General features: G+C 65.2%; 17 protein-coding genes. 5 read left to right on the top strand and 12 right to left on the bottom strand.

Annotation, left to right across the window (positions count from 1 at the left end; all coding sequences use genetic code 11):
- Window positions 1-27: 27 nt before the first annotated feature.
- The 5 genes from HAV22_RS19050 to pyrC form a co-directional block, all read right to left on the bottom strand.
- The gene (locus tag HAV22_RS19050) at window positions 28-432 is read right to left on the bottom strand and encodes a hypothetical protein (RefSeq protein WP_166861228.1); all 405 of its coding nucleotides are present in this window, start codon (window positions 430-432) and stop codon (window positions 28-30) included.
- 152 nt (window positions 433-584) lie between these two features.
- The gene (locus HAV22_RS19055) at window positions 585-959 is read right to left on the bottom strand and encodes a 50S ribosome-binding protein YggL (RefSeq protein ID WP_166861230.1); all 375 of its coding nucleotides are present in this window, start codon (window positions 957-959) and stop codon (window positions 585-587) included.
- Window positions 956-1,963: a Gfo/Idh/MocA family protein gene (locus HAV22_RS19060; RefSeq protein ID WP_166861233.1), complete on the bottom strand. Its 1,008-nt coding sequence runs from the start codon at window positions 1,961-1,963 to the stop codon at window positions 956-958. Before HAV22_RS19060 ends, HAV22_RS19055 begins: the two co-directional genes overlap by 4 nt.
- Window positions 1,953-2,768, bottom strand: a complete 816-nt coding sequence (locus tag HAV22_RS19065; RefSeq protein ID WP_166861235.1) for a DUF3025 domain-containing protein — start codon at window positions 2,766-2,768, stop codon at window positions 1,953-1,955. Before HAV22_RS19065 ends, HAV22_RS19060 begins: the two co-directional genes overlap by 11 nt.
- Before the next feature lie 3 nt (window positions 2,769-2,771).
- A complete protein-coding gene (gene pyrC / locus HAV22_RS19070; protein ID WP_166861237.1) occupies window positions 2,772-3,821 on the bottom strand; it encodes a dihydroorotase in 1,050 nt (349 codons plus the stop codon).
- Window positions 3,822-3,967: 146 nt separating this feature from the next.
- Here pyrC and HAV22_RS19075 point away from each other — a divergent pair, with 146 nt between their 5' ends.
- Window positions 3,968-4,705 (top strand): sulfite exporter TauE/SafE family protein, encoded by a 738-nt coding sequence (locus HAV22_RS19075; protein WP_166861239.1) that lies wholly within the window; start codon window positions 3,968-3,970, stop codon window positions 4,703-4,705.
- An 8-nt stretch (window positions 4,706-4,713) separates the two neighbouring features.
- Here the strand turns inward: HAV22_RS19075 and HAV22_RS19080 are convergent, their stop codons facing one another.
- Window positions 4,714-5,439 (bottom strand): amino acid ABC transporter ATP-binding protein, encoded by a 726-nt coding sequence (locus HAV22_RS19080; protein ID WP_166861241.1) that lies wholly within the window; start codon window positions 5,437-5,439, stop codon window positions 4,714-4,716.
- A 238-nt stretch (window positions 5,440-5,677) separates the two neighbouring features.
- Here HAV22_RS19080 and HAV22_RS19085 point away from each other — a divergent pair, with 238 nt between their 5' ends.
- Window positions 5,678-6,949 carry a dicarboxylate/amino acid:cation symporter gene (locus HAV22_RS19085; protein ID WP_166861243.1) on the top strand — a complete coding sequence of 424 codons (1,272 nt, stop codon included), beginning with the start codon at window positions 5,678-5,680 and terminating at the stop codon, window positions 6,947-6,949.
- 118 nt (window positions 6,950-7,067) lie between these two features.
- Window positions 7,068-8,093 carry a type II asparaginase gene (locus HAV22_RS19090; protein ID WP_308789229.1) on the top strand — a complete coding sequence of 342 codons (1,026 nt, stop codon included), beginning with the start codon at window positions 7,068-7,070 and terminating at the stop codon, window positions 8,091-8,093.
- Between the two features lie 125 nt (window positions 8,094-8,218).
- Here HAV22_RS19090 and kdoO read toward each other — a convergent pair whose 3' ends face one another.
- Together kdoO and HAV22_RS19100 are read right to left on the bottom strand one after the other, a co-directional pair.
- Entirely contained in the window at window positions 8,219-9,091 is an 873-nt protein-coding gene (gene kdoO / locus HAV22_RS19095) for a Kdo hydroxylase KdoO (RefSeq protein WP_166861247.1), read from the bottom strand.
- Window positions 9,092-9,102: 11 nt separating this feature from the next.
- Window positions 9,103-10,950, bottom strand: coding sequence for an ABCB family ABC transporter ATP-binding protein/permease (locus HAV22_RS19100; protein ID WP_166861249.1), 1,848 nt, complete (start codon window positions 10,948-10,950; stop codon window positions 9,103-9,105).
- 61 nt (window positions 10,951-11,011) lie between these two features.
- Here HAV22_RS19100 and HAV22_RS19105 point away from each other — a divergent pair, with 61 nt between their 5' ends.
- Both HAV22_RS19105 and HAV22_RS19110 read left to right on the top strand, forming a co-directional pair.
- Complete coding sequence (locus HAV22_RS19105; protein ID WP_166861251.1) at window positions 11,012-11,446, top strand: acyl-CoA thioesterase; 435 nt, start codon at window positions 11,012-11,014, stop codon at window positions 11,444-11,446.
- Window positions 11,447-11,456: 10 nt separating this feature from the next.
- Window positions 11,457-13,046, top strand: a complete 1,590-nt coding sequence (locus tag HAV22_RS19110) for an alkaline phosphatase D family protein (protein ID WP_166861253.1) — start codon at window positions 11,457-11,459, stop codon at window positions 13,044-13,046.
- Window positions 13,047-13,097: 51 nt separating this feature from the next.
- On the opposite strand, the gene HAV22_RS19115 is transcribed toward HAV22_RS19110, so the two are convergent.
- The 4 genes from HAV22_RS19115 to HAV22_RS19130 all read right to left on the bottom strand — a co-directional run bounded on the left by HAV22_RS19115 (window position 13,098) and on the right by HAV22_RS19130 (window position 19,956).
- Complete coding sequence (locus HAV22_RS19115; protein WP_166861255.1) at window positions 13,098-14,777, bottom strand: long-chain-fatty-acid--CoA ligase; 1,680 nt, start codon at window positions 14,775-14,777, stop codon at window positions 13,098-13,100.
- Window positions 14,778-14,868: 91 nt separating this feature from the next.
- Window positions 14,869-16,551: a long-chain-fatty-acid--CoA ligase gene (locus tag HAV22_RS19120; RefSeq protein WP_166861257.1), complete on the bottom strand. Its 1,683-nt coding sequence runs from the start codon at window positions 16,549-16,551 to the stop codon at window positions 14,869-14,871.
- Between the two features lie 186 nt (window positions 16,552-16,737).
- The gene (locus tag HAV22_RS19125; RefSeq protein ID WP_166861260.1) at window positions 16,738-17,853 is read right to left on the bottom strand and encodes an aminopeptidase; all 1,116 of its coding nucleotides are present in this window, start codon (window positions 17,851-17,853) and stop codon (window positions 16,738-16,740) included.
- A 9-nt stretch (window positions 17,854-17,862) separates the two neighbouring features.
- Window positions 17,863-19,956, bottom strand: coding sequence for a molybdopterin-containing oxidoreductase family protein (locus HAV22_RS19130; protein ID WP_166861262.1), 2,094 nt, complete (start codon window positions 19,954-19,956; stop codon window positions 17,863-17,865).
- Between the last annotated feature and the right edge of the window lie 23 nt (window positions 19,957-19,979).

Consider the following 19,979-nt stretch of genomic DNA (forward strand, 5'->3'; position numbering starts at 1 on the left):
GCGGGCTTTCGATAGAGCATCGGCAGATCACTTCGTCGTTGCCGGGGTCGCTGCGGCAACGGTCGTTGCCTTGTGCTCGGCCTTCTTCTCGGCCTTGGCATGCTTGGCGTCCGCCTTCGCTTCCTTTACCTCGGCCTTGGCATCCTTCTTGGTCTCTTTCGCCTCGGCCTTGGCTTCCTTGACTTCTGCCTTGGCGTCAAGCTTGGCTTCCTTCACGTCGGCTTTCGCGGTCTGCTTGGCTTCCTTGACGTCGGCCTTGGCGGCGGCTTTCGTTTCCTTCACTTCCGCCTTGGCAGCCTGTTTTTCCTGCTTGGCTTCGACCTTGGCCGCGGCCGCGGTGCTGGCCGGCTTAGCGGCGGCAGGCGCGGGCGCCTGGGCGAAGGCAGCGGTTGCGAACAGGCCGGCGATCAGGGTAGCGATGGTCTTTTTCATGATGAAGGGTCCTCAGAGTGTTTGGGGTTGGTGCACGTCGTTTTGCGTTGCACTTGATCCTGAAACGCGGCCGAGAACCCGCCTGTTGACGGGCTTTACAATCGCTTACTCTGCTGACAGATGCTTACAACTCAGCCGTTCAGCTCAGTCATTTAGAAGTTGTAGCCATGCCACGCGTCCTTGAAGTCCAGGGCGCGCGCATCGACCACTTCCGGCCGCGCGCGCAGCCACGCGATCACGGCCTCGCGGTCTTCCACGGTGGGCGAACCGCGCTCGATGCGGGCAATCACGCCCTCGGTCTCGCTGAACGGCTCGCGGCCGCCGAAGCCGCCGCCGAGCAGGCCCCGCTCTTCCAGCGCGCCGAAGAAATCGTGGATGAAGTCGTGATACGGCTCGCCGCGCATCGGGCTGTGGAACACGAGTTCGACGTCGAAGCAGTGCTCCTGGAATTCGCCGACGCGCAGCTTCTTGCGCTGGCGGGCATTCAGGCGCCGCATGCGGCTGGTCGAACGGGGGTCGCGTTTCATGGATTCTCCTTGGTTGTCATCGATTGGTCGGCCTCGTACGTCAGCCCGATCTGGCGCCGGATCTCGTCCATCAGGCCCATCAGCGCCAGCGTGTCGGCATGGGTCATGCCCGGGCTTTCCACGAGGCCCGCGCGCCAGCAGCGCTGCGCTTCGGCCACCTCGTGCACGTAGCCGTTGCCGAGGTAAGGCGTGGGCACCGTGCGCGAGATGCCGTCGGCACGCGCCACCGTCACCGTCTGCGTGCGGTAGAACATCGTGTTCATGCGCACGTGGCCGCGCTCGCCCGCGATCGTCAACTCGCTCGACAGGCGCGCGCGCAGCGAGCAGCTGCACACGGACATGCCGCCGCCGCTGTGGCGCAGCAGGACGCCCGTCTGTTCATCGACACCCGTCGGGCCGAAGTCGGCCTGGGCCAGCACGCTTTCCACTGGTCCCAGCAGCGCCATGGCGATCGAAAGCACATAGACCCCCATGTCGAGCAGCGCGCCGCCGCCCAGCTCGGGATTCAACAGGCGATGCTCCGGCCCGACGTCGGCCTTGAAGCCGAGGTCCGCGTGCAGTTGGCGCACGGTGCCGATCTCGCCCGAGTCGACGATGCGGCGCACCTCGGCCAGCGCGGGCAGGAAGCGCGTCCACATCGCCTCCATCAGGAACAGGTTGTTCGCGCGCGCGAGCGCCACCAGTTCCTCTGCCTGGCGACGGTTGACGGTAAACGCCTTTTCGCACAGCACGCCCTTGCCCGACTCCAGCGCCAGGCGCACGTTCTCGTAATGCACGGGAAGCGGCGTGGCGACATAGACGAGGTCCACGTCGGCGGCATGCACGAGGTCCGCGTACGAGCCGTATGCCGTCCCGCCGAATTCGCGTGTAAAGAGTTCGGCAGTCGCGAGGTTGCGCGAGCCGACGCCGGCGAGCTGGCCGTCCGGCGTGTCCTTGAGTGCGGTGGCGAATGCCTTGGCAGCTTTGCCCGTGCCAAGGATGCCCCAACGTACCTTATCGGTCATGGTGTCCTCCTTCGGTATGACTGGCCGGCCGCTTGGGCCGGAACACGGTGTGGTCGAGATAAAACGCTTCGCTCTGGTCCGGCCACCAGCCCGGCACGCCCAGGACGGGCAGTGGCGTGAAGCCGGCCGTGGACAAGCCCTCGGCCGCTATGGCGTTGGACACCGCGGCGTCGATCCAGTCGCGGCGCCCGGCGCGGTCGAGCGCAAAAAAATCGTCGCCGGCAAACACGACGCGCACGTGGGCCGTGATCGCCTTGCGCGGCGCGACGAGCTTTTCCATCAGCGCGTGCCCGAACAGCCACAGCTCGGCGTCGCGGCCGAACAGCGCGCGCCGGTCGTACAGCGCCTCGCGCCAGCGGTGCGCGCGCAGGTCGTCGACGAGCGCGCGGCCGGCAGCGCCATCGCGCACGAGGAGCAGCGCCGCGTTCTCGTCGAAGATGGTGGCGGCGTCGCGCGCCGGTCCGCGCGATTTGCCGACACCGGCCTGCGCGATCTGGGCGGCCTGCAGCGCGTTCAATTCACGCTTGATGCGGGGGAAGGTCTGCCACACGAGGCCGTTGAAGAAATCATGCAGGTTCTCGCGTGTCGGGACGCATCCCGTCGCGCCGATGAACGCTTCGTACGCCGCGCCCTCCGGCAGCGCTGCCTGGGGCACGAAGCGGACGGGCTGGCCCTGGTCGTTGACGAGGCCGAGCCGCGCCGCATTCGCATTGAAGGCCTCGATGAACGGGCCATCGATGAGGCCTTCGAAAGCGGGACGGACCGTGTCGTACCATGGCCGCGTCCAGTCGATCTCCGGGAACATCCGTTACAGCATCTTCCAGCCGATCTGTTCGCCGGCGTTCAGCGGGACGAGGTCGTGCTCGCCCATCGGCACCGTCGCCGGCAGGCTCCACGTCTCGCGCGCCAGCGTGATCGTGCCTTCGTTGACGGGCAGGCCGTAGAAGGCCGGGCCGTTCAGGCTCGCGAACGCTTCCAGCTTGTCCAGTGCGCCGGCCTGTTCGAAGGCGGTGGCGTACAGCTCCATCGCGTGCAGCGCCGTGTAGCAGCCGGCGCAGCCGCAGCTCGACTCCTTCGTGTGCACGGCGTGCGGTGCGGAGTCGGTGCCGAGGAAGAAGCGCTCGTCGCCGCTCGTCGCCGCCGTCACCAGCGCCAGGCGGTGTTCCTCGCGCTTCAGCACGGGCAGGCAGTAGTAGTGCGGACGGATGCCGCCGCGGAAGATCTCGTTGCGGTTGTACAGCAGGTGGTGCGCCGTGATCGTCGCGGCGATCGGGCCCTCGGCCTCCGCCACGTATTCGGCGGCGTCCTTCGTCGTGATGTGCTCGAACACGATCGGCAGTTCCGGGAAGTCGCGGCGCAGGGGACGCATCACGCGCTCGATGAACACGGCTTCGCGGTCGAACAGGTCGATGTGCTGGTCCGTCACTTCGCCGTGCGTCAGCAGCGGCATGTCCAGTTCCTGCATCACTTCCAGCGTCTTGTAGCACTTCTTCAGGTCGGTGACGCCCGCGGCGGAATTGGTCGTCGCGCCGGCCGGGTACAGTTTCACGCCGTGGATGAAGCCCGTGTCGCGGGCGCGGCGGATCTCGTCCGGTTCCGTGTTGTCAGTTAGATACAACGTCATCAGCGGCTCGAACGCCATGCCTTGCGGCAGCGCGGCCAGGATGCGGGCACGGTATTCCGTCGCGAGCGCAGCCGTCGTGACGGGCGGCTTCAGGTTCGGCATGACGATGGCGCGGGCGAACTGGCGCGCGGTGTGCGGCAGTACGCTGGCCATCGCGGCGCCGTCGCGCAGGTGCAGGTGCCAGTCGTCGGGACGGGTGATGGTGATGGAGGCGGGGGATTCGATGGTGGACATGGCAGCTCTCGGATTGCGAACCCCGACATTTTACCTGCACGCCCCGCGTCCGGCATGCTTTCCAGGTGCGCACGATACATTGCAATACAGAACGAAAATATCCAATAAGGCTAGAATCGTCGTATCGTCAACCTGCCTGCGCAAACATGACGTTCGACACGCTCACGCTCGCCCAGCTGGCACTCATCATCGTGTTCGGCTATACGGTGCTCGGCCTCACCGGCTTCGGCTCGTCCGTGACGGCGATGCCGCTGCTCGTACTGTTCATTCCGCTGCGCACGGCGGTGCCGCTGATGCTCGTATTCGACCTCGTCTCGAACGTGCTGCTGGGCCTGAAGAACCGCCGCTTCATCGAAAAGCGCGAGGCACTGCGGCTGATTCCGTTCATGGTGGTCGGCATGGCCGTCGGCGTGCTCGCGCTCGTGCACGCGCCGGAGCGCATCCTGCTCGTCGTGCTCGGCCTGTTCATCCTGACGTATTCCGCGTGGAGCCTGCTCGCGCACCGCAAGCCGAAGACGCTCGCGCCCATATGGGCCGGGCCATTCGGCGTCGTCGGCGGCCTGTTCACGGCGCTGTTCGGCACGGGCGGGCCGTTCTACACGATCTTCCTCACGAGCCGCCTGGACGACAAGACGGTCTTGCGCGCCACGCTCAGCGGCGTGCTGTTCTTCAGCGCCGTCTCCCGCCTCGTGCTGTTCACGGGCGCGGGCCTGTACAGCCAGCCGGCGCTGCCTTTGCTGGTCGGCGTGCTGCTGCCGTTCGCGCTGGGCGGGCTGTACGTCGGCAACCGGCTGCACCAGCGGCTGCCGGCGGAGCGCATCAAGCAGGTCGTGTGGCTCGTACTGATCGCGGGCGGGACGAGCCTCGTGTTGCGTAACATGTAATCAAGTGATCAATGGATGATCCGGGTCAGGAATTCGCGCGCGCGATCGGACGCCGGCGCCGCGAAGAACGCATCTGCGGCGCCCTCCTCGACGATCCGGCCCTCGTCCATGAACACGACACGGTCCGCCACGCGGCGCGCGAAGCCCATCTCGTGCGTCACGACCATCATCGTCATGCCGTCCTGCGCGAGCCCTGTCATCACGTCGAGCACTTCACCCACCATCTCGGGGTCGAGCGCGGACGTGGGCTCGTCGAACAGCATGGCGACGGGGTCCATCGCCAGCGCCCGCGCGATCGCCACGCGCTGCTGCTGGCCGCCGGACAGCTGGGCCGGGAACTTGTCCTGGTGCGCCAGCAGGCCCACGCGGTCGAGGTATTTCAGCCCGTTCGCCGTCGCCTCGTCGCGCGAGCGCTTCAGCACCTTGACCTGGGCGAGCGTCAGGTTGTCGCGCACGGACAGGTGCGGGAACAGCTCGAAATTCTGGAACACCATGCCGATGCGCGCGCGCAGCGCGGGCAGTTGCGTGGCCGGGTCGCCGACGGACGTGCCGTCCACGTGGATCGCCCCCTGCTGGAACGGTTCCAGCCCGTTGACGGCCTTGATGAGCGTCGACTTGCCGGAACCGGACGGTCCGCACACGACCACCACCTCGCCGCGCGCCACTTGCGTGGTGCAATCGCGCAACACTTGAAAGGGCCCGTACCACTTGCTGACATTGTCGATGACGATCATTGAACGTGCTTTCCAAAAATTCAGATTACTTAACGAGCGATTTTCCAAGTATTCGTGTTGCTTATTTGCCCGCCCGCGGGCGTGCTTGACAGCACCATCATCGGCAAGGATACTGCCGGGACTTGTCAATATCATCAGTACAAGATACCCGGTAACTCCCTGATCTTGCACGAGATTGTGCCATGGCATCGGAACAGGACGGACGATCTCCCCTGCGCCGCCACCCCAGAGGAAATTTATGAACAAAAGAAACCGCCTCACCACCTGGATTCTCGTGGGCCTCGTCCTCGGCATCGCCACCGGCTACGTGGCGAACACCAGCCTGGCCGACCCGAAGGGCTTCGCCGACATCATGTCGCTGGTCACCACGCTGTTCCTCCGCCTGATCAAGATGATCATCGCGCCGCTCGTGTTCTCCACGCTCGTCGTCGGCATCGCCAAGATGGGCAACGCGGCGGAAGTCGGCCGCATCGGCGTCAAGGCGCTGGGCTGGTTCGTCATCGCCTCGCTCCTTTCGCTCACGCTGGGCCTGATCCTCGTGAACCTGTTCCGCCCCGGTGACGCGATGGCGCTGTCCGGCACGCTGCCGGCGACGAGCGCATCGTCGGGCATCACGGCGTCCGGCCTCACGCTGAAAGACTTCATCACCCACCTCGTGCCGACGTCGATCGCCGACGGCATGGCCAAGAACGAGATCCTGCAGATCGTGATCTTCTCGATCTTCTTTGGCACCGGCGCCGCCGCCGTGGGCGCGCGCGCCACGCCGCTGATCGACGCCATCGACGGCGCCGCCCACATCATGCTGAAAGTGACGGGCTACGTGATGAACTTCGCGCCGTTCGCCGTGTTCGCGGCCGTCGCGGGTGTCGTCGCCACGAGTGGCGTGGGCGTGCTCGCCACCTACGGCAAATTCATGGGCGAGTTCTACCTCGGCATCGCGCTGCTGTGGGTCATCCTGATCACCATCGGCGTGCTGTTCGTGGGCCCGCGCCTGTTCAAGCTCCTGGGCCTGCTGCGCGAACCGACGATCCTCGCGTTCACCTGCGCATCGTCGGAAGCCGCGTATCCGAAGACGCTGGAAGGCCTGGAACGCTTCGGCGTCAAGAACCGCCTGGCCGCGTTCGTGCTGCCGATCGGCTACTCGTTCAACCTGGACGGCTCGATGATGTACTGCACGTTCGCGTCCGTCTTCATCGCCCAGGCGTACGGCATCGAACTGGCGCTGTCCACGCAGATGACCATGATGCTCGTGCTGATGCTGACGTCGAAAGGCATGGCCGGCGTGCCGCGTGCCTCGCTGGTCGTCATCGCCGCCACGCTGAGCCAGTTCCACATTCCCGAGGCGGGCCTGCTGCTGTTGCTCGGCATCGACCACTTCCTCGACATGGGCCGCTCGGCCACGAACGTGATCGGCAACGGCATCGCCACCGCCGTCGTCGCGAAGTGGGAGGGCGATCTTACCGATCCCGCCCTTGCCGACAAGGACATCGCCACAGCGCCGCTGCGCTGACAAGCGCCCCGAACAGGCTCCTCCCAAGGAGCCTTTTTTTTGCCTTCCAAAAATTGTTAAAAAAGGAGATGAAATGTTTTTAAAATCCATACGCGCCTGGTTCGCCCTGGTTCTCTTCATGCTGTGCGCAGCCACCGCGCACGCGGCGGCCCGCATGCCGAACGTGGTGATCCTCGCCACCGGCGGCACCATCGCCGGCACCGGCGCCACCAGCACGACGACGGTCGGCTACACGGCCGCCAAGGTCGGCGTCGATGACCTGATCAAGGCCGTGCCGGAACTGAAGCAGGTCGCGCACGTGACGGGCGAGCAGGTCTTCCAGATCGCCAGCGAAAACATGAGCAACGAGCACTGGCTCACCTTGGCCAAGCGCGTCAACACGCTGCTGGCCAAGCCCGACGTGGACGGCATCGTGATCACGCACGGCACCGACACGATCGAGGAGACCGCGTACTTCCTCGACCTCGTCGTGAAGAGCAAGAAGCCGGTGGTTGTGGTGGGCGCGATGCGTCCGTCGACCGCGATCTCGGCCGACGGCCCGATCAACCTGTACAACGCCGTCCTCGTCGCCGGCAGCCAGGACGCCATCGGCAAGGGTGTGCTCGTCGTGATGAACGACCAGATCAACGCCGCGCGCGACGTCAGCAAGACCAACACGACCACGACGGACACGTTCAAGTCCACGGAACTGGGCCTGCTGGGCTACGTGGTGGGCAACCAACCGCACTTCTACCGCGCTTCGACCCGCAAGCACACCGTCGACACGGAATTCGACGTGAGCAACCTGAACGCGCTGCCGCAGGTCGACATCGCCTACACGTACGCGAACGTGGGCCCGACGGCCGTCAACGCGCTGGTCGCCGCTGGCGCCAAGGGCCTGATCCACGCGGGCGTGGGCGACGGGAGCCTGCCGAACAAGGTGCGCCCCGCCCTGTCGGCCGCGCGTGAAAAAGGCGTGGTCATCGTGCGCGCAAGCCGCGTGGGCCAGGGCATCGTGGCGCGCAACGGCGAAGCCAACGACGACCAGCTGGACTTCGTCGTGGCCGACACGCTGAATCCGCAGAAGGCGCGCATCCTGCTGATGCTGGCGCTGACCAAAACGAACGACACCAAAGAGATTCAGCGGATGTTCTACACCTATTGATGCACGCATTGGTGGGCACGGGGTGCCCACCCTACGCATCAACTAAAACGGCCGCGATTGCGGCCGTTTTAGTTTGTCACACCAATTCGTAGGGTGGGCTCCCCGAGCCCACCGCAACGTATGCGTCACACCAACGCATGCCCTTTCATACGCGTCAGAATCGCCAGCGGACTCGCATCCTTATCGTACTGGTGCATGGGCGACAGCTGCAACGTGTGCTCCATCATGTACTGCCCCGCCATCACGGCGTGCGACGTCTGGTCGGAGAAGCACACCCACGCGCAGCCCGGCGGGAAGCCGAACGTGACCTGCGGCGCGTTCTTCTGGTAGTCGAGGTCCGACTTCATCGCGTCGTGCAGCTGCAGCATGATGTGGTCGTATTCGCTGCGCAGCGACTTCGTCACGTGCAGCGCATTCAGCACCTTCGCCTGCCACGCGGCGTATGGCTTCACCTTCGGCAGGAAGCGGCGCGCCACGTCCTCGAACGGTTCGCCCACGCGCCACACGCGCGGCTCGCCGTCCAGGTTCACGTTGGTGAACACGCGCAGCAGGCGCTCGCCGTAGTTCGGGCGCGACGGGAACGCGTCCACGTGCAGGCGGCGGTCGTCCGCGCGCCATGACTGCACGCGGTTCTGCACGACGGCCGGCCGGAAGCTCGTCGCGCCGCGGCGCAGGTGTTCGCCGTAGCGCGGCACGAGGTTCGCGAGCAGCCCTTCCGCCTCGGCACGGAAGCGGCCGATCATCCCGGCCATCAGCGCCTTCGTCGCATCGTCGCCGACGACGCCTTTCAAGTCGCCGCTGGCGGAAAGGCTGATGTTGCGGGTCTTGGGATCGCGGATGTCTTCGCGGAACAGCGCCAGCTCTTCCTTCTGCGGCGCGAAGCCGCGCTGTCCGAAATTGGGGAAGTACAGCACCTTGCCCGCTTCCAGCGCGGCGATCCAGGCGGGGTTGCCGTGCCCCACGTCGGCCATGTCGATCTCGACGATCTGTTTTTCCATTCTCTTCAATCCTAGTCTTGTACCACTTCGACCGGCGGCGACGCCAGGTCCTCGTCCTGCCTTGCCTGCTGGCGGTCCCACATCTGCCGGTACAGGCCATCCGCCGCGATGAGCGACGCGTGCGTGCCCCGCTCGACGATGCGGCCGTGGTCGAGCACGAGGATCTGGTGGGCGTCGGCGATCGTCGACAGGCGGTGCGCGATGACGAGCGTCGTTCTCTGCTTCGCGATTTCCTTCAGCTGCGCCTGGATCGCCTGCTCCGACTTCGAATCGAGCGCCGACGTGGCTTCGTCGAAGATCAGGATCGCGGGATTCTTCAGCAGGGTGCGCGCGATCGCGACCCGCTGCTTCTCGCCGCCGGACAATTTGAGGCCGCGTTCACCCACCATTGTCGCATAGCCGTCGGGCAGCGTTTCGATGAAGTCGTGGATCGACGCGGCGCGCGCGGCCGCCACGATGTCGGCGCGGCTTGCGCCCGGGCGGCCGTACGCGATGTTGTATTCGATGGTGTCGTTGAACAGCACCGTGTCCTGCGGGACGATGCCGATCGCGTGGCGCAGCGAATCCTGCGTGACGTTCCTCACGTCCTGGCCGTCGATGCGGATGGCGCCACCCTGCACGTCGTAGAAGCGGTACAGCAGGCGCGACAAGGTCGACTTGCCCGAGCCGCTGTGGCCCACGACGGCCGTCGTCGTGCCGGCCGGGATCGTGAAGTCGACGTCGAACAGGATCTGGCGTTTCGGGTCGTAGTTGAAGTCGACGTGCGAGAACTCGACCTTCGCGCCATGCGTCACCAGGGGCTTCGCATCGGGGGAGTCTGCCACTTCCCGATTTTGTTCAAGGAGGCCGAACAGGCGTTCCATGTCGGCGAGGCTCTGCTTGATCTCGCGGTAGATCACGCCGAGGAAGTTCAGCGGAATGTACAGCTGGATCATGAAGGAATTCACGAGCACGAGGTCGCCCAGGGTCATCGTCTTGTCGATCACACCCTGCGTCGCGCGCCACAGGATCGCGGTGACGGCCGCCGCGATGATCAGGGACTGGCCGCTGTTGAGGAACGACAGCGACGTCTGCGAGCGCACGGCGGCCTGCTCGTAACGCTGCAGGCCTTCGTCGTAGCGCTGCGCCTCGTAGTCCTCGTTACTGAAGTACTTCACCGTCTCGTAGTTGATCAGCGAATCGATCGCCTTCGTGTTCGCCTTCGAATCCAGTTCGTTCATCGTGCGGCGGAAGTGCGTGCGCCATTCCGTGACGGTGACCGTGAACGTGATATAGGTGACGAGTGCGATGGCCGTGATGCCCGCGAACCAGGCGTCGTAGTGCGTGCCGAGGTAGCCCAGCACCAGCGTGATCTCGACGAGCGTGGGCAGGATCGAAAACAGCGAATACGACACGAGCGAGCTGACGCCGCGCGTGCCGCGCTCGATGTCGCGCGTCATGCCGCCCGTCTGGCGGTTCAGGTGGAAGCGCAGCGACAGCGCATGCAGGTGGCGGAACACTTTCAGCGCGATCGTGCGCACGGCGCGCTGCGTCACGCGCGCGAACAGGAATTCGCGCAGCTCCGTGAACAGCGTCGTTGAAAAGCGCAGCGCACCGTACGCGACGAGCGCGCCGAGCGGCAGCACGAGCAGCGCGTGCGGATTGGAAGGGCTGATCGTCAGTGCGTCGATGAGCTTTTTCAGCACGAGCGGCACGCCCACGTTGGCCATCTTGGCACCGACGAGGCAAATCAGCGCGGCCAGTACGCGCCACTTGTACACCCAGAGGTAGGGCATCAGGGTGGCGATGGTCGCCCAGTCGTTCCGTTTCGCGTTCGGGTCAAGCGCGGGTGGTGGGGTGTTCGAAGAAGAGCGTCGCATGGCAGGGCTCGAGGTTTTATGGTTCAATCGAGAGGATTGTAGCCTTTACCGAGAATTCAAGATGACCCAGCCAGTAAACCCGACCCCGTCCATCACCCGCCTGCCTGAAGGAAAGATGCCCGTGCTGCGGATGATGCCCGCCCCGTCCGATGCGAACGTCTACGGGGACGTGTTCGGCGGCTGGATCATGGCCCAGGTCGACGTCGCCGGCTCGCTGCCGGCCGTGCGCCGCGCCAACGGCCGCGTCGCCACCATCGCGGTGAATTCCTTCCTGTTCAAGAATCCCGTGTTCGTCGGCGACCTGCTGTCGTTCTACGCCGACGTCGTCAAGGTCGGCAATACGTCGATCACCGTCTACGTCGAGGTGTACGCGGAGCGCAACCGCCTGCAGACGGACGTCGTCAAGGTGACGGAAGCCACGCTGACCTATGTCGCCACGGGCCCGGACCGCAAGCCGCGCCAGTTGCCGCCGCTCGAATCGCTCATCGCACATTAACCTCGCTTCGATGTCCTGGCCGCGCCGCCTGTTCCTGTTGAACGCCGCGCGGCTGGCGGCGGCTTCCACTGCGGCGTCGTCGTCGCTGCTGCTCGCCAGGCCGTCGAACGGGGCCGGCTATCCGTTCAGTCTCGGCGTCGCGTCGGGGTCACCGCTGCCCGATGCCGTGGTCCTGTGGACGCGCATCGCCTACGATCCGCTCGACGCGACGAAGACGCCCCCTCTCGCCCTCACCTTGCGCTGGGAAGTGGCGCACGACGGGGCATTCCGCGACATCGTCGCGAAAGGTAGCGCCGTCGCGACACCGGCACTGGCGCACAGCGTGCGCGTCGACGTGCGGGGCCTGCAGCCGGCCCGCTGGTACTGGTACCGCTTCATGCTGGGCGATGCCGTCAGTCCCGTCGGCCGCACGCGCACGGCGCCCGCGCCGGACAGCATGCCGGATATGCTCAAGCTGGCCGTCGCATCGTGCCAGCACTGGGAATTCGGCAGCTATGCGGCGCACCGCTACATCCAACAGGCGAATCCGGACCTCGTCGCCTTCCTCGGCGACTACATCTACGAATGGGGCGCGTACCGGCTGCAGCATCCGCCGCCGGGCATGCGTATCGTGCGCCAGGACGAGTCGTTCCTGCTTGCCGACTACCGCCGCCGTTACGCGCAGTACAAGACGGACCCCGACCTGCAAGCCGCCCACCTGGCCGCGCCGTGGATCGTCACGTGGGACGATCATGAAGTCGCGAACGACTACGCGGCCGACCGCGACGAGCGCCTCGCGCCGGATTTCTGGCTGCGCCGCGCGGCCGCCTACCAGGCGTTCTACGAACACATGCCGCTGCGCCTGCCGCCTCCGAAAAGCTTCACGAACGTCCGGATGTTCCAGCGCTATGACTGGGGACGCCTCGCGCGCTTTCACGTGCTCGACGACCGCCAGTACCGCGCATACGAGGTGTGCCCGCATCCGGGCCATGGCGGCTCGAATTCCGTGACGCCGCGCGCCTGCCCCGCCCTGCTCGATCCGCGCCGCACGATGCTCGGGCTTGAACAGGAAGCGTGGCTGCAGGCCGGGCTGGCGTCGTCGCGGGCGCGCTGGAACATTCTCGCGCAGCAGACCTTGATGGCGCAGTCGTCGCAGATTCCGGTCACGCCAACGGAGGCCGGCCGCTTCTGGACGGACGGCTGGGATGGTTATCCGGCCGCGCGCCGGCGCCTGCTCGACACGCTCGTGGACTCCCGCGCCGCGAACCCGCTCGTGCTGGGCGGCGACGTCCACACGTTCTACGCGACGGAGCTGCGGCGCGATTTCAACCGGCCCGTGTCGAAGGCCAACCCCGTCGTCGCGACGGAATTCGTCGGCACGTCCGTCACGTCGAATTCGCGCCCGCAGCAGCGCACGTCGCAATACGTGGCGATGAACCCGCACATCCGGTTCGGGCGCAGCGACAAGCGGGGTTACATGCTGATGGAGATCACGCCGCGGGAGACGCGCACGCATTTCATGGGACTGGATGAGGTGCGCGACCCGAAGACAGCGCAGCGCGAACTGGCGGCCTTCCGGATCGCGGATGGACGGCCAGGAGTGGAAATCACGGCCGTCTAATAACGTATGCGGACCGCAAACGTCCGCGTGGGCACGGGGTGCCCACACTACTTACGCCGGCTGCTTCTCGTCGCGCAGCTCGCGCCGCAGGATCTTGCCGACGTTCGTCTTCGGCAGGCTGTCGCGGAACTCGATGAATTTCGGACGCTTGTAGCCGGTCAGCTGCTCCTTGCAATAATCCATCACCGCCTCCTTGGTGAGGCTCTTGTCCTTCTTGACGATGTACAGCTTGACGGCCTCGCCCGAATGCTGGTCCGGCACGCCCACGCACGCCACCTCGAGCACGCCCGGGTGGGCGGCGACGACGTCTTCCACTTCGTTCGGGTACACGTTGAAGCCGGAGACGAGGATCATGTCCTTCTTGCGGTCGACGATCTTCACGGCGCCCGTCTCGTTCATGATGCCGATGTCGCCCGTCTTGAAGAAGCCGTCGCGCGTCATGACCTTCGCCGTCTCGTCCGGACGCTGCCAGTAGCCGGACATCACCTGCGGGCCGCGCACGGCGATCTCGCCGGCCGTGCCGAACGGGACTTCGTTGTCCGCCTCGTCGACGATACGCAGCTCCGTCGACGGCAGCGCATAGCCGATGGTGCCCGTGAATTCCTTGATGTCGCAACGATTCGCGGCGACCACCGGCGACGTCTCCGACAGGCCATAGCCCTCGACGATCGGCGCCCCCGTCACCGCGAGCCACTTGTCGGCCACGACCTTCTGCACGGCCATGCCGCCGCCCGGGCACACGAGCAGGCCCGAAAAATCGAGGCTCGCGAATTCGGGATGGTTCAACAGGCCGTTGTACAGCGTGTTCACGGCCGGGAAGACGTTGACGCGGTAGTTCTTCAGCTCCTTGATGAAGCCGCCGATGTCGCGCGGGTTCGGGATCAGGATGTTGGTGCCGCCGGCGCGCAGGCCCATCAGCGCGCACACGGTCAGCGCATAGATGTGGTACAGCGGCAGCGCGCACACGAATTGCGGCGTGTCGCCGGCCGGGATCTTCGCCAGCGTGGGCGCGAACCATGCTTCGTTCTGCAGCACGTTGGCGATCACGTTCTTGTGCTTCAGCACCGCGCCCTTCGAGACGCCCGTCGTGCCGCCCGTGTACTGCAGGAAGGCGATGTCCTCATGGCTGCACTCGACGGGTCTGCGGGACAGGCGCGCGCCTTCCGCCAGCATGCGCTTGAACGGCACGGCGGACGGCAGCGACCACGCCGGCACCATCTTTTTGACGGTGCGGACGACGAAGTTGACGAGCAGGCCCTTCGCGCCCAGCAGGTCGCCCATGCTGCCCACGATGACGTGCTTCAGCTTCGTATGCGGGGCCACTTCCGCGACGGTGTGCGCGAAGTTTTCCAGCACGACGATGGCTTCCGCGCCCGAGTCGTTCAGTTGGTGCTGCAGCTCGCGCGCCGTGTACAGCGGGTTGACGTTGACGATCGTGTAGCCGGCGCGCAGGATGGCGGCCATCGCCACCGGATACTGCAGCACGTTCGGCAGCATGATCGCCACGCGCGCACCGCGCTCGAGGCCGCGCTGCTGCAGCCAGGCGGCCATCGCGCCGGACAGCTTGTCCAGCTCCGCGAACGTCATGGACTTGCCCATGCACGCAAAAGCCTTGCGGTTGGCGTACTTGCGGAAGGAATCCTCCAGCAGGTGCGTGAGGGAGCGGTACTGCGTCCAGTCGATCTCCGCCGGCACGCCCGCCTCGTACGACTTCAGCCAGAATTTGTCCATGTCATTGCCTCGCTAGTTCTCAATCATATAAATCGTATGCGCAAAAAAACCGCCCGGCAAACGGGCGGTTCATGCGCGCTGCGCGATGACGCTACGCCGCCTGCTTTTCCTCGCGCAGTGCGCGGCGCAGGATCTTGCCGACGTTCGTCTTCGGCAGCTCGTCGCGGAATTCGATGTACTTGGGTTTCTTGTAGCCGGTGAACTCGCGCTTGCAGTAGTCCATCAGTTGGTCGGCCGTCAGGTTCGGGTCGCGACGCACGACGAACACTTTCACCGCTTCGCCGGAATGCTCGTCCGGCACGCCGACCACCGCGCATTCCAGCACGCCCGGATGCGCCGCGATCACGGCTTCCAGCTCGTTCGGATACACGTTGAAGCCCGAGACCAGGATCATGTCCTTCTTGCGATCGACGATCTTCACGTACCCGTTCTCGTCCATGATGCCGACGTCGCCCGACTTGAAGAAGCCGTCCGCCGTCATGACCTTCGCCGTCTCGTCCGGACGGTTCCAGTAGCCTGCCATCACCTGCGGGCCGCGGATCGCGATCTCGCCCACGCTGCCCACCGGCAGCGGCTTGCCGTCGTCGTCGACGATGGCGATCTCCGTGGACGGTACCGGCAGGCCGATCGTGCCGGTGAAGCCTGCGATGTCACAGCGGTTGCACGTGGCCACGGGCGACGTCTCCGACAGGCCGTAGCCTTCGATGATGTTGGTGCCCGTGATTGCCTTCCACTTGTCGTTGACGGCCTGCTGCACGGCCATGCCACCGCCGTTCGACACCTTCAGCGCGGTGAAGTCGACGCTGCGGAAATCGGGGTGGTTGACGAGCGCGTTGTACAGCGTGTTCACCGCGGGCAGCATGTTGATGCGGTACTTCCTCAGCTCCTTGATGAAGCCCGCGATGTCGCGCGGGTTCGGGATCAGGATGTTCAGCGCGCCCACGCGCATGCCCCACAGCGCGCACGCCGTCAGCGCGAAGATGTGGTACAGCGGCAGCGCACACACGATCGTCGGGAACGCGACGAGCGGCGGCTGGCTCATCGCCGGCTTCGACCACGCCTCCATCTGCAGCACGTTGGCGATGACGTTGCGGTGCGTGAGCGTCGCGCCTTTCGAGACGCCCGTCGTGCCTCCGGTGTACTGCAGGAACGCGACGTCGCTGCCCTTGCTCTGCGCCGGCTGGAACGACATCTTCGCGCCCTGCGCCAGCGCATCCTTGAACGGGACCATCTGCGGGATCGAGAAATCCGGCACCATCTTCTTGATGTTGCGGACGACGAAATTGACGAGCATGCCCTTCGCGCCGCCCAGCAGTTCGCCCATGCTGGCGACGACGACGTGGCGCACGGCCGTCTTGCCCAGCACCTGCTCGACCGTGTGCGCGAAGTTCTCGAGCACGATGATCGCTTCGGCGCCCGAGTCCTTCAGTTGGTGCTCCAGCTCGCGTGGCGTGTACAGCGGGTTCACGTTGACGACGGCGTAGCCGGCGCGCAGGATCGCTGCCAGCGCCACGGGGTACTGCAGCACGTTCGGCATCATGACGGCCACGCGCGCGCCCGGCTTCATCCCGCGGCTCTGCAGCCACGCCGCGAGGCGCTTCGACATGCCGTCCAGTTCACCGTACGTGAGGAATTTGTCCATGCAGACGAACGCGTTGTTCGCCGCATACTTGCGAAACGATTCCTCCAGCAGTTGCACCAACGAGCCATACTGGTCGGGATCGATTTCCGCCGGCACGCCAGGCGGATAAGCATTGAGCCAAATCTTGTCCATCGGTGCCTCTGTCTCCAGTGTCGTTATCGTTTTCTGAGCCCGGCAAAATCGCTTGCGTATCGACGACCGAAAAAATCGCACGGTCGTGCTGATATTGCTAAGCAAGATGCTATCGGGCAGTGCGCGCGGACGCAAGCACTTTTGCGCTTTTCGAACAACGACTCTATCGACGTTTTGCGCAAATGGCTACGGGCGCGTTTCGCTGCGCTGCACCATCAAGGGCGCGGCCACGAGCGGCGGCACCATCGCGTTCAAGATCCGGTGGCGGTCCGAGCGGTCCATCTCGGCCAGGCGTTTGACGGCGCCATAAAACTTCGGGAAGCTGCCTTCGCGTTGTAATAACGCACGGAATGCGGGCACGAAGTCCTCGTAGGTCGCGATCGACGCCAGGTGGGCATTCGACAACGGCTGGTCGAAGAAGCGATCATAACCCGCATAACCGCCCCAGTTGCCCTTCAGGATCTGGTACTCGTCCTTCAGCTCCTGGAACAAACGCACCTTGACGACGCGCTTTTCGGCATCGCTGCGGTCGACGACCGCGTAGTTCTGCTCGAGCGCCTTGCGGTACTTCATCAACAGGCCAAGGAAATCCTTCTTGCGGCTGCGGTAGCGCGCATAGGCGTCGCGCATCTGCTGGTTGCCGAAACGGTCCATCCAGCGCTCGACACCGACCTCTTCCACCGTCGACGCGAACGATTCGTTGAACTGCGAATCGCCCTGCGCGTACGCGATCTGGTGCGCCAGCTCGTGGAAGATCATGCGGGCCAGTTCGCCGTCCGGGTAATTGATGAACGTGGAAATCAACGGGTCGCTGAACCAGCCCAGCGTGGAATATGCGGCCACGCCGCCGACCTCGACGTCGTCGCCCGCGTCGCGCAATTCCTTCGCATACGACTCGGCCGCTTCCTTGCTGTAGTAGCCGCGGTAGTTCACGCAGCCGGCCACGGGGAAGCACCATTGCAGCGGATGCAGCGACAGCTCGGGCGTGGCGACGACGTTCCACAGCACGTATTGCCGCTTCAACGCAGCGTAGTTTTTATAGCTGTTGTTGTCGGGTAAAGCCATTTCGGCAACTGCGAAGCGGCGGATCTGGCGCGCCGTCTCGAGGCGATGGCGCAGTTTGGTACTGGTGCCGGGGTCGGCGATCCAGTCGTCGATCGGACGGGCGTCCGACAGGAGTTCAAGCTGGCCCTGGGCCGCCTGGGTGTAGTAGTTCAGCGTCGAGCAGCTGGCCAGCAGCCCCGCTGCCGTGCCTGCGACCAGCACGGAGCGGAACCACGGGGTGATTCGATTGAGTTTCATAGGTCCAGATCATGGTGCGGCGCTTTCCGATACTTTAGCAACCTGCACCAGCGTGTCGTAAAAGGTGGGCGCCCTGCCCATATCGGTCAGGCGCTGGCTGGTGACTTCGTTGGCGTTCTTGCCGTCGCTGGCGAGCTTCTTCCACCAGATCGACAGGCCGACCACGAGGCCGGCCCGCGCGCGGGCGGTGACCCGGGCGCGCGCGACGAACGCGCCCCGGTCGTTGAAGATGCGCACCATCTCGCCGTCTGCGATGCCCCGGGAGGCCGCATCGACGGGATGGATGTCCAGGTGAGGTTCACCTTCCGTTGCGCGGAGGCTCTGGACATTGACAAAGGTTGAGTTGAGGAAGTTCCTGGCCGGCGGAGAAATCATCGCCAACGGATATTTCTCTGCCAGTTCGGGGTTGGATGCGACCGACTCATAGTTCGGAATGTAAGTCGGCAGCGGATCGAGGCCGTCGGCCTGCATGGCCGCGGAATAAAACTCGCACTTGCCGGACGGCGTGGGGAAGCCGCCTTCGGCGAACGGCGCCGCGGGCATGTTCAGCTTTTGCCAGCCCGTGCGCTTCAGCAACGGCCAGTCGAAGTGCACGGCGCGCTCATGCTTCTTGTCGAACGCCTTCGCGGCCAGTTCGTCGTCCGTCTCGTCGAACGCGGGGTCCGTGAAGCCCATGCGCTTCGCGATCAGGCGGAAGATTTCCGTATTCGGTTTCGCTTCGCCCAGCGGCGCAATCGCCGCATTGTTCGCCATCATGTACAGGTGGCCATACGCGAGGTGCGCGTCGACGTGTTCCAGCTGCGTGGTGGCGGGCAGCAGGATGTCCGCGTAGTCGGCGGTGTCGGTCTGGAAGTGTTCCAGCACCACGGTAAATAAATCTTCGCGTTCGAAGCCGCGCTGCACCTGCGCCGAATCGGGCGCGATCGCGAGCGGGTTCGAGTTGTAGACGATGACGGCATCGATCTTCGGACCGAATGCGGGTGACGCCTCCTTCTGCAGGTCGGCACCAATCGTGTTCATGTTGATCGTGCGCGGGAGCTTGCCGCGCAACAGGTCCGGACGTTGCAGCGCGACTTTATCGGCCGGAAACGTGCCCGACGTCGACAACTGCACACCGCCGGCCGCATGGCGCCACGCGCCCACGAGCGCGGGCAGGCACGCGATGGTACGCACGGCCATCCCGCCGCCATGCACGCGCTGCAGGCCGTAGTTCATGCGGATCGCGACCGGCTCGCCCGCGCGCGCCGTGCGCCCGTACTCGCGCGCGAGGTCCAGCACTTCATCGACCGTGATGCCGCACGTCTGCGCGGTCCTCTCCGGCGTCCATTCGGCCACGCGGTCCTTCAATTGCGCGAAGCCGAACGTGTACTTGTCGATGTAGTCGTGGTCGAGCAGGTTCTCTTTCACGAGCACGTGCATCATGCCCAGCGCCAGCGCGGCGTCGGTGCCGGGCATCGGCGCGATATGCTGGTGACATTTTTCCGCCGTCAGCGAGCGGTACGGATCGATGGCGATCAGCTTCGCGCCGCGGCGCTTCGCTTCCTGCAGGCGCGTCCACAGATGCAGGTTCGACGCGATCGGATTACCGCCCCAGATCAAGACCAGCTTCGCATCCTGGAACTGTTCCGTGTCCGTGCCGATCGAACCACCGATCGTGTATTTGTAGCCCGTGGCGCCCGCGTTCGCGCACACGGTACGGTCGAGCAGCGAGGCGCCGAGCGTGTGGAAGAAGCGCATCGCCATTGCCTCGCCCTGCACGAGGCCCATCGTGCCGCAATAGCTGTACGGCAGGATCGCTTGCGGATCGCGCGCGGCGATGGGCTGCAGGCGGTTCGCGATCTCGTCGAGCGCCTGCTCCCACGTGATGCGTTCGAACTTGCCTTCGCCCTTCTTGCCGACGCGGCGCATCGGGTACAGCAGGCGGTCGGGGTGGTACGTGCGTTCGAGGTAGCGCGAGACCTTCGTGCACAACACGCCGGCCGTCGTCGGATGATCCGGATCGCCCTTGACCTCCGTGGCCACGCCATCCTCCACGGTCACGAGGAGCGCGCAGGTGTCGGGGCAGTCATGCGGGCAGGCGCCGCGGACGATGGTCTTGGTCATCGGATTCATCCTGAAAAACGTCG

Origin of the sequence: Telluria antibiotica, assembly GCF_011682055.1 — a bacterium.
Lineage (GTDB): Bacteria > Pseudomonadota > Gammaproteobacteria > Burkholderiales > Burkholderiaceae_D > Telluria > Telluria antibiotica.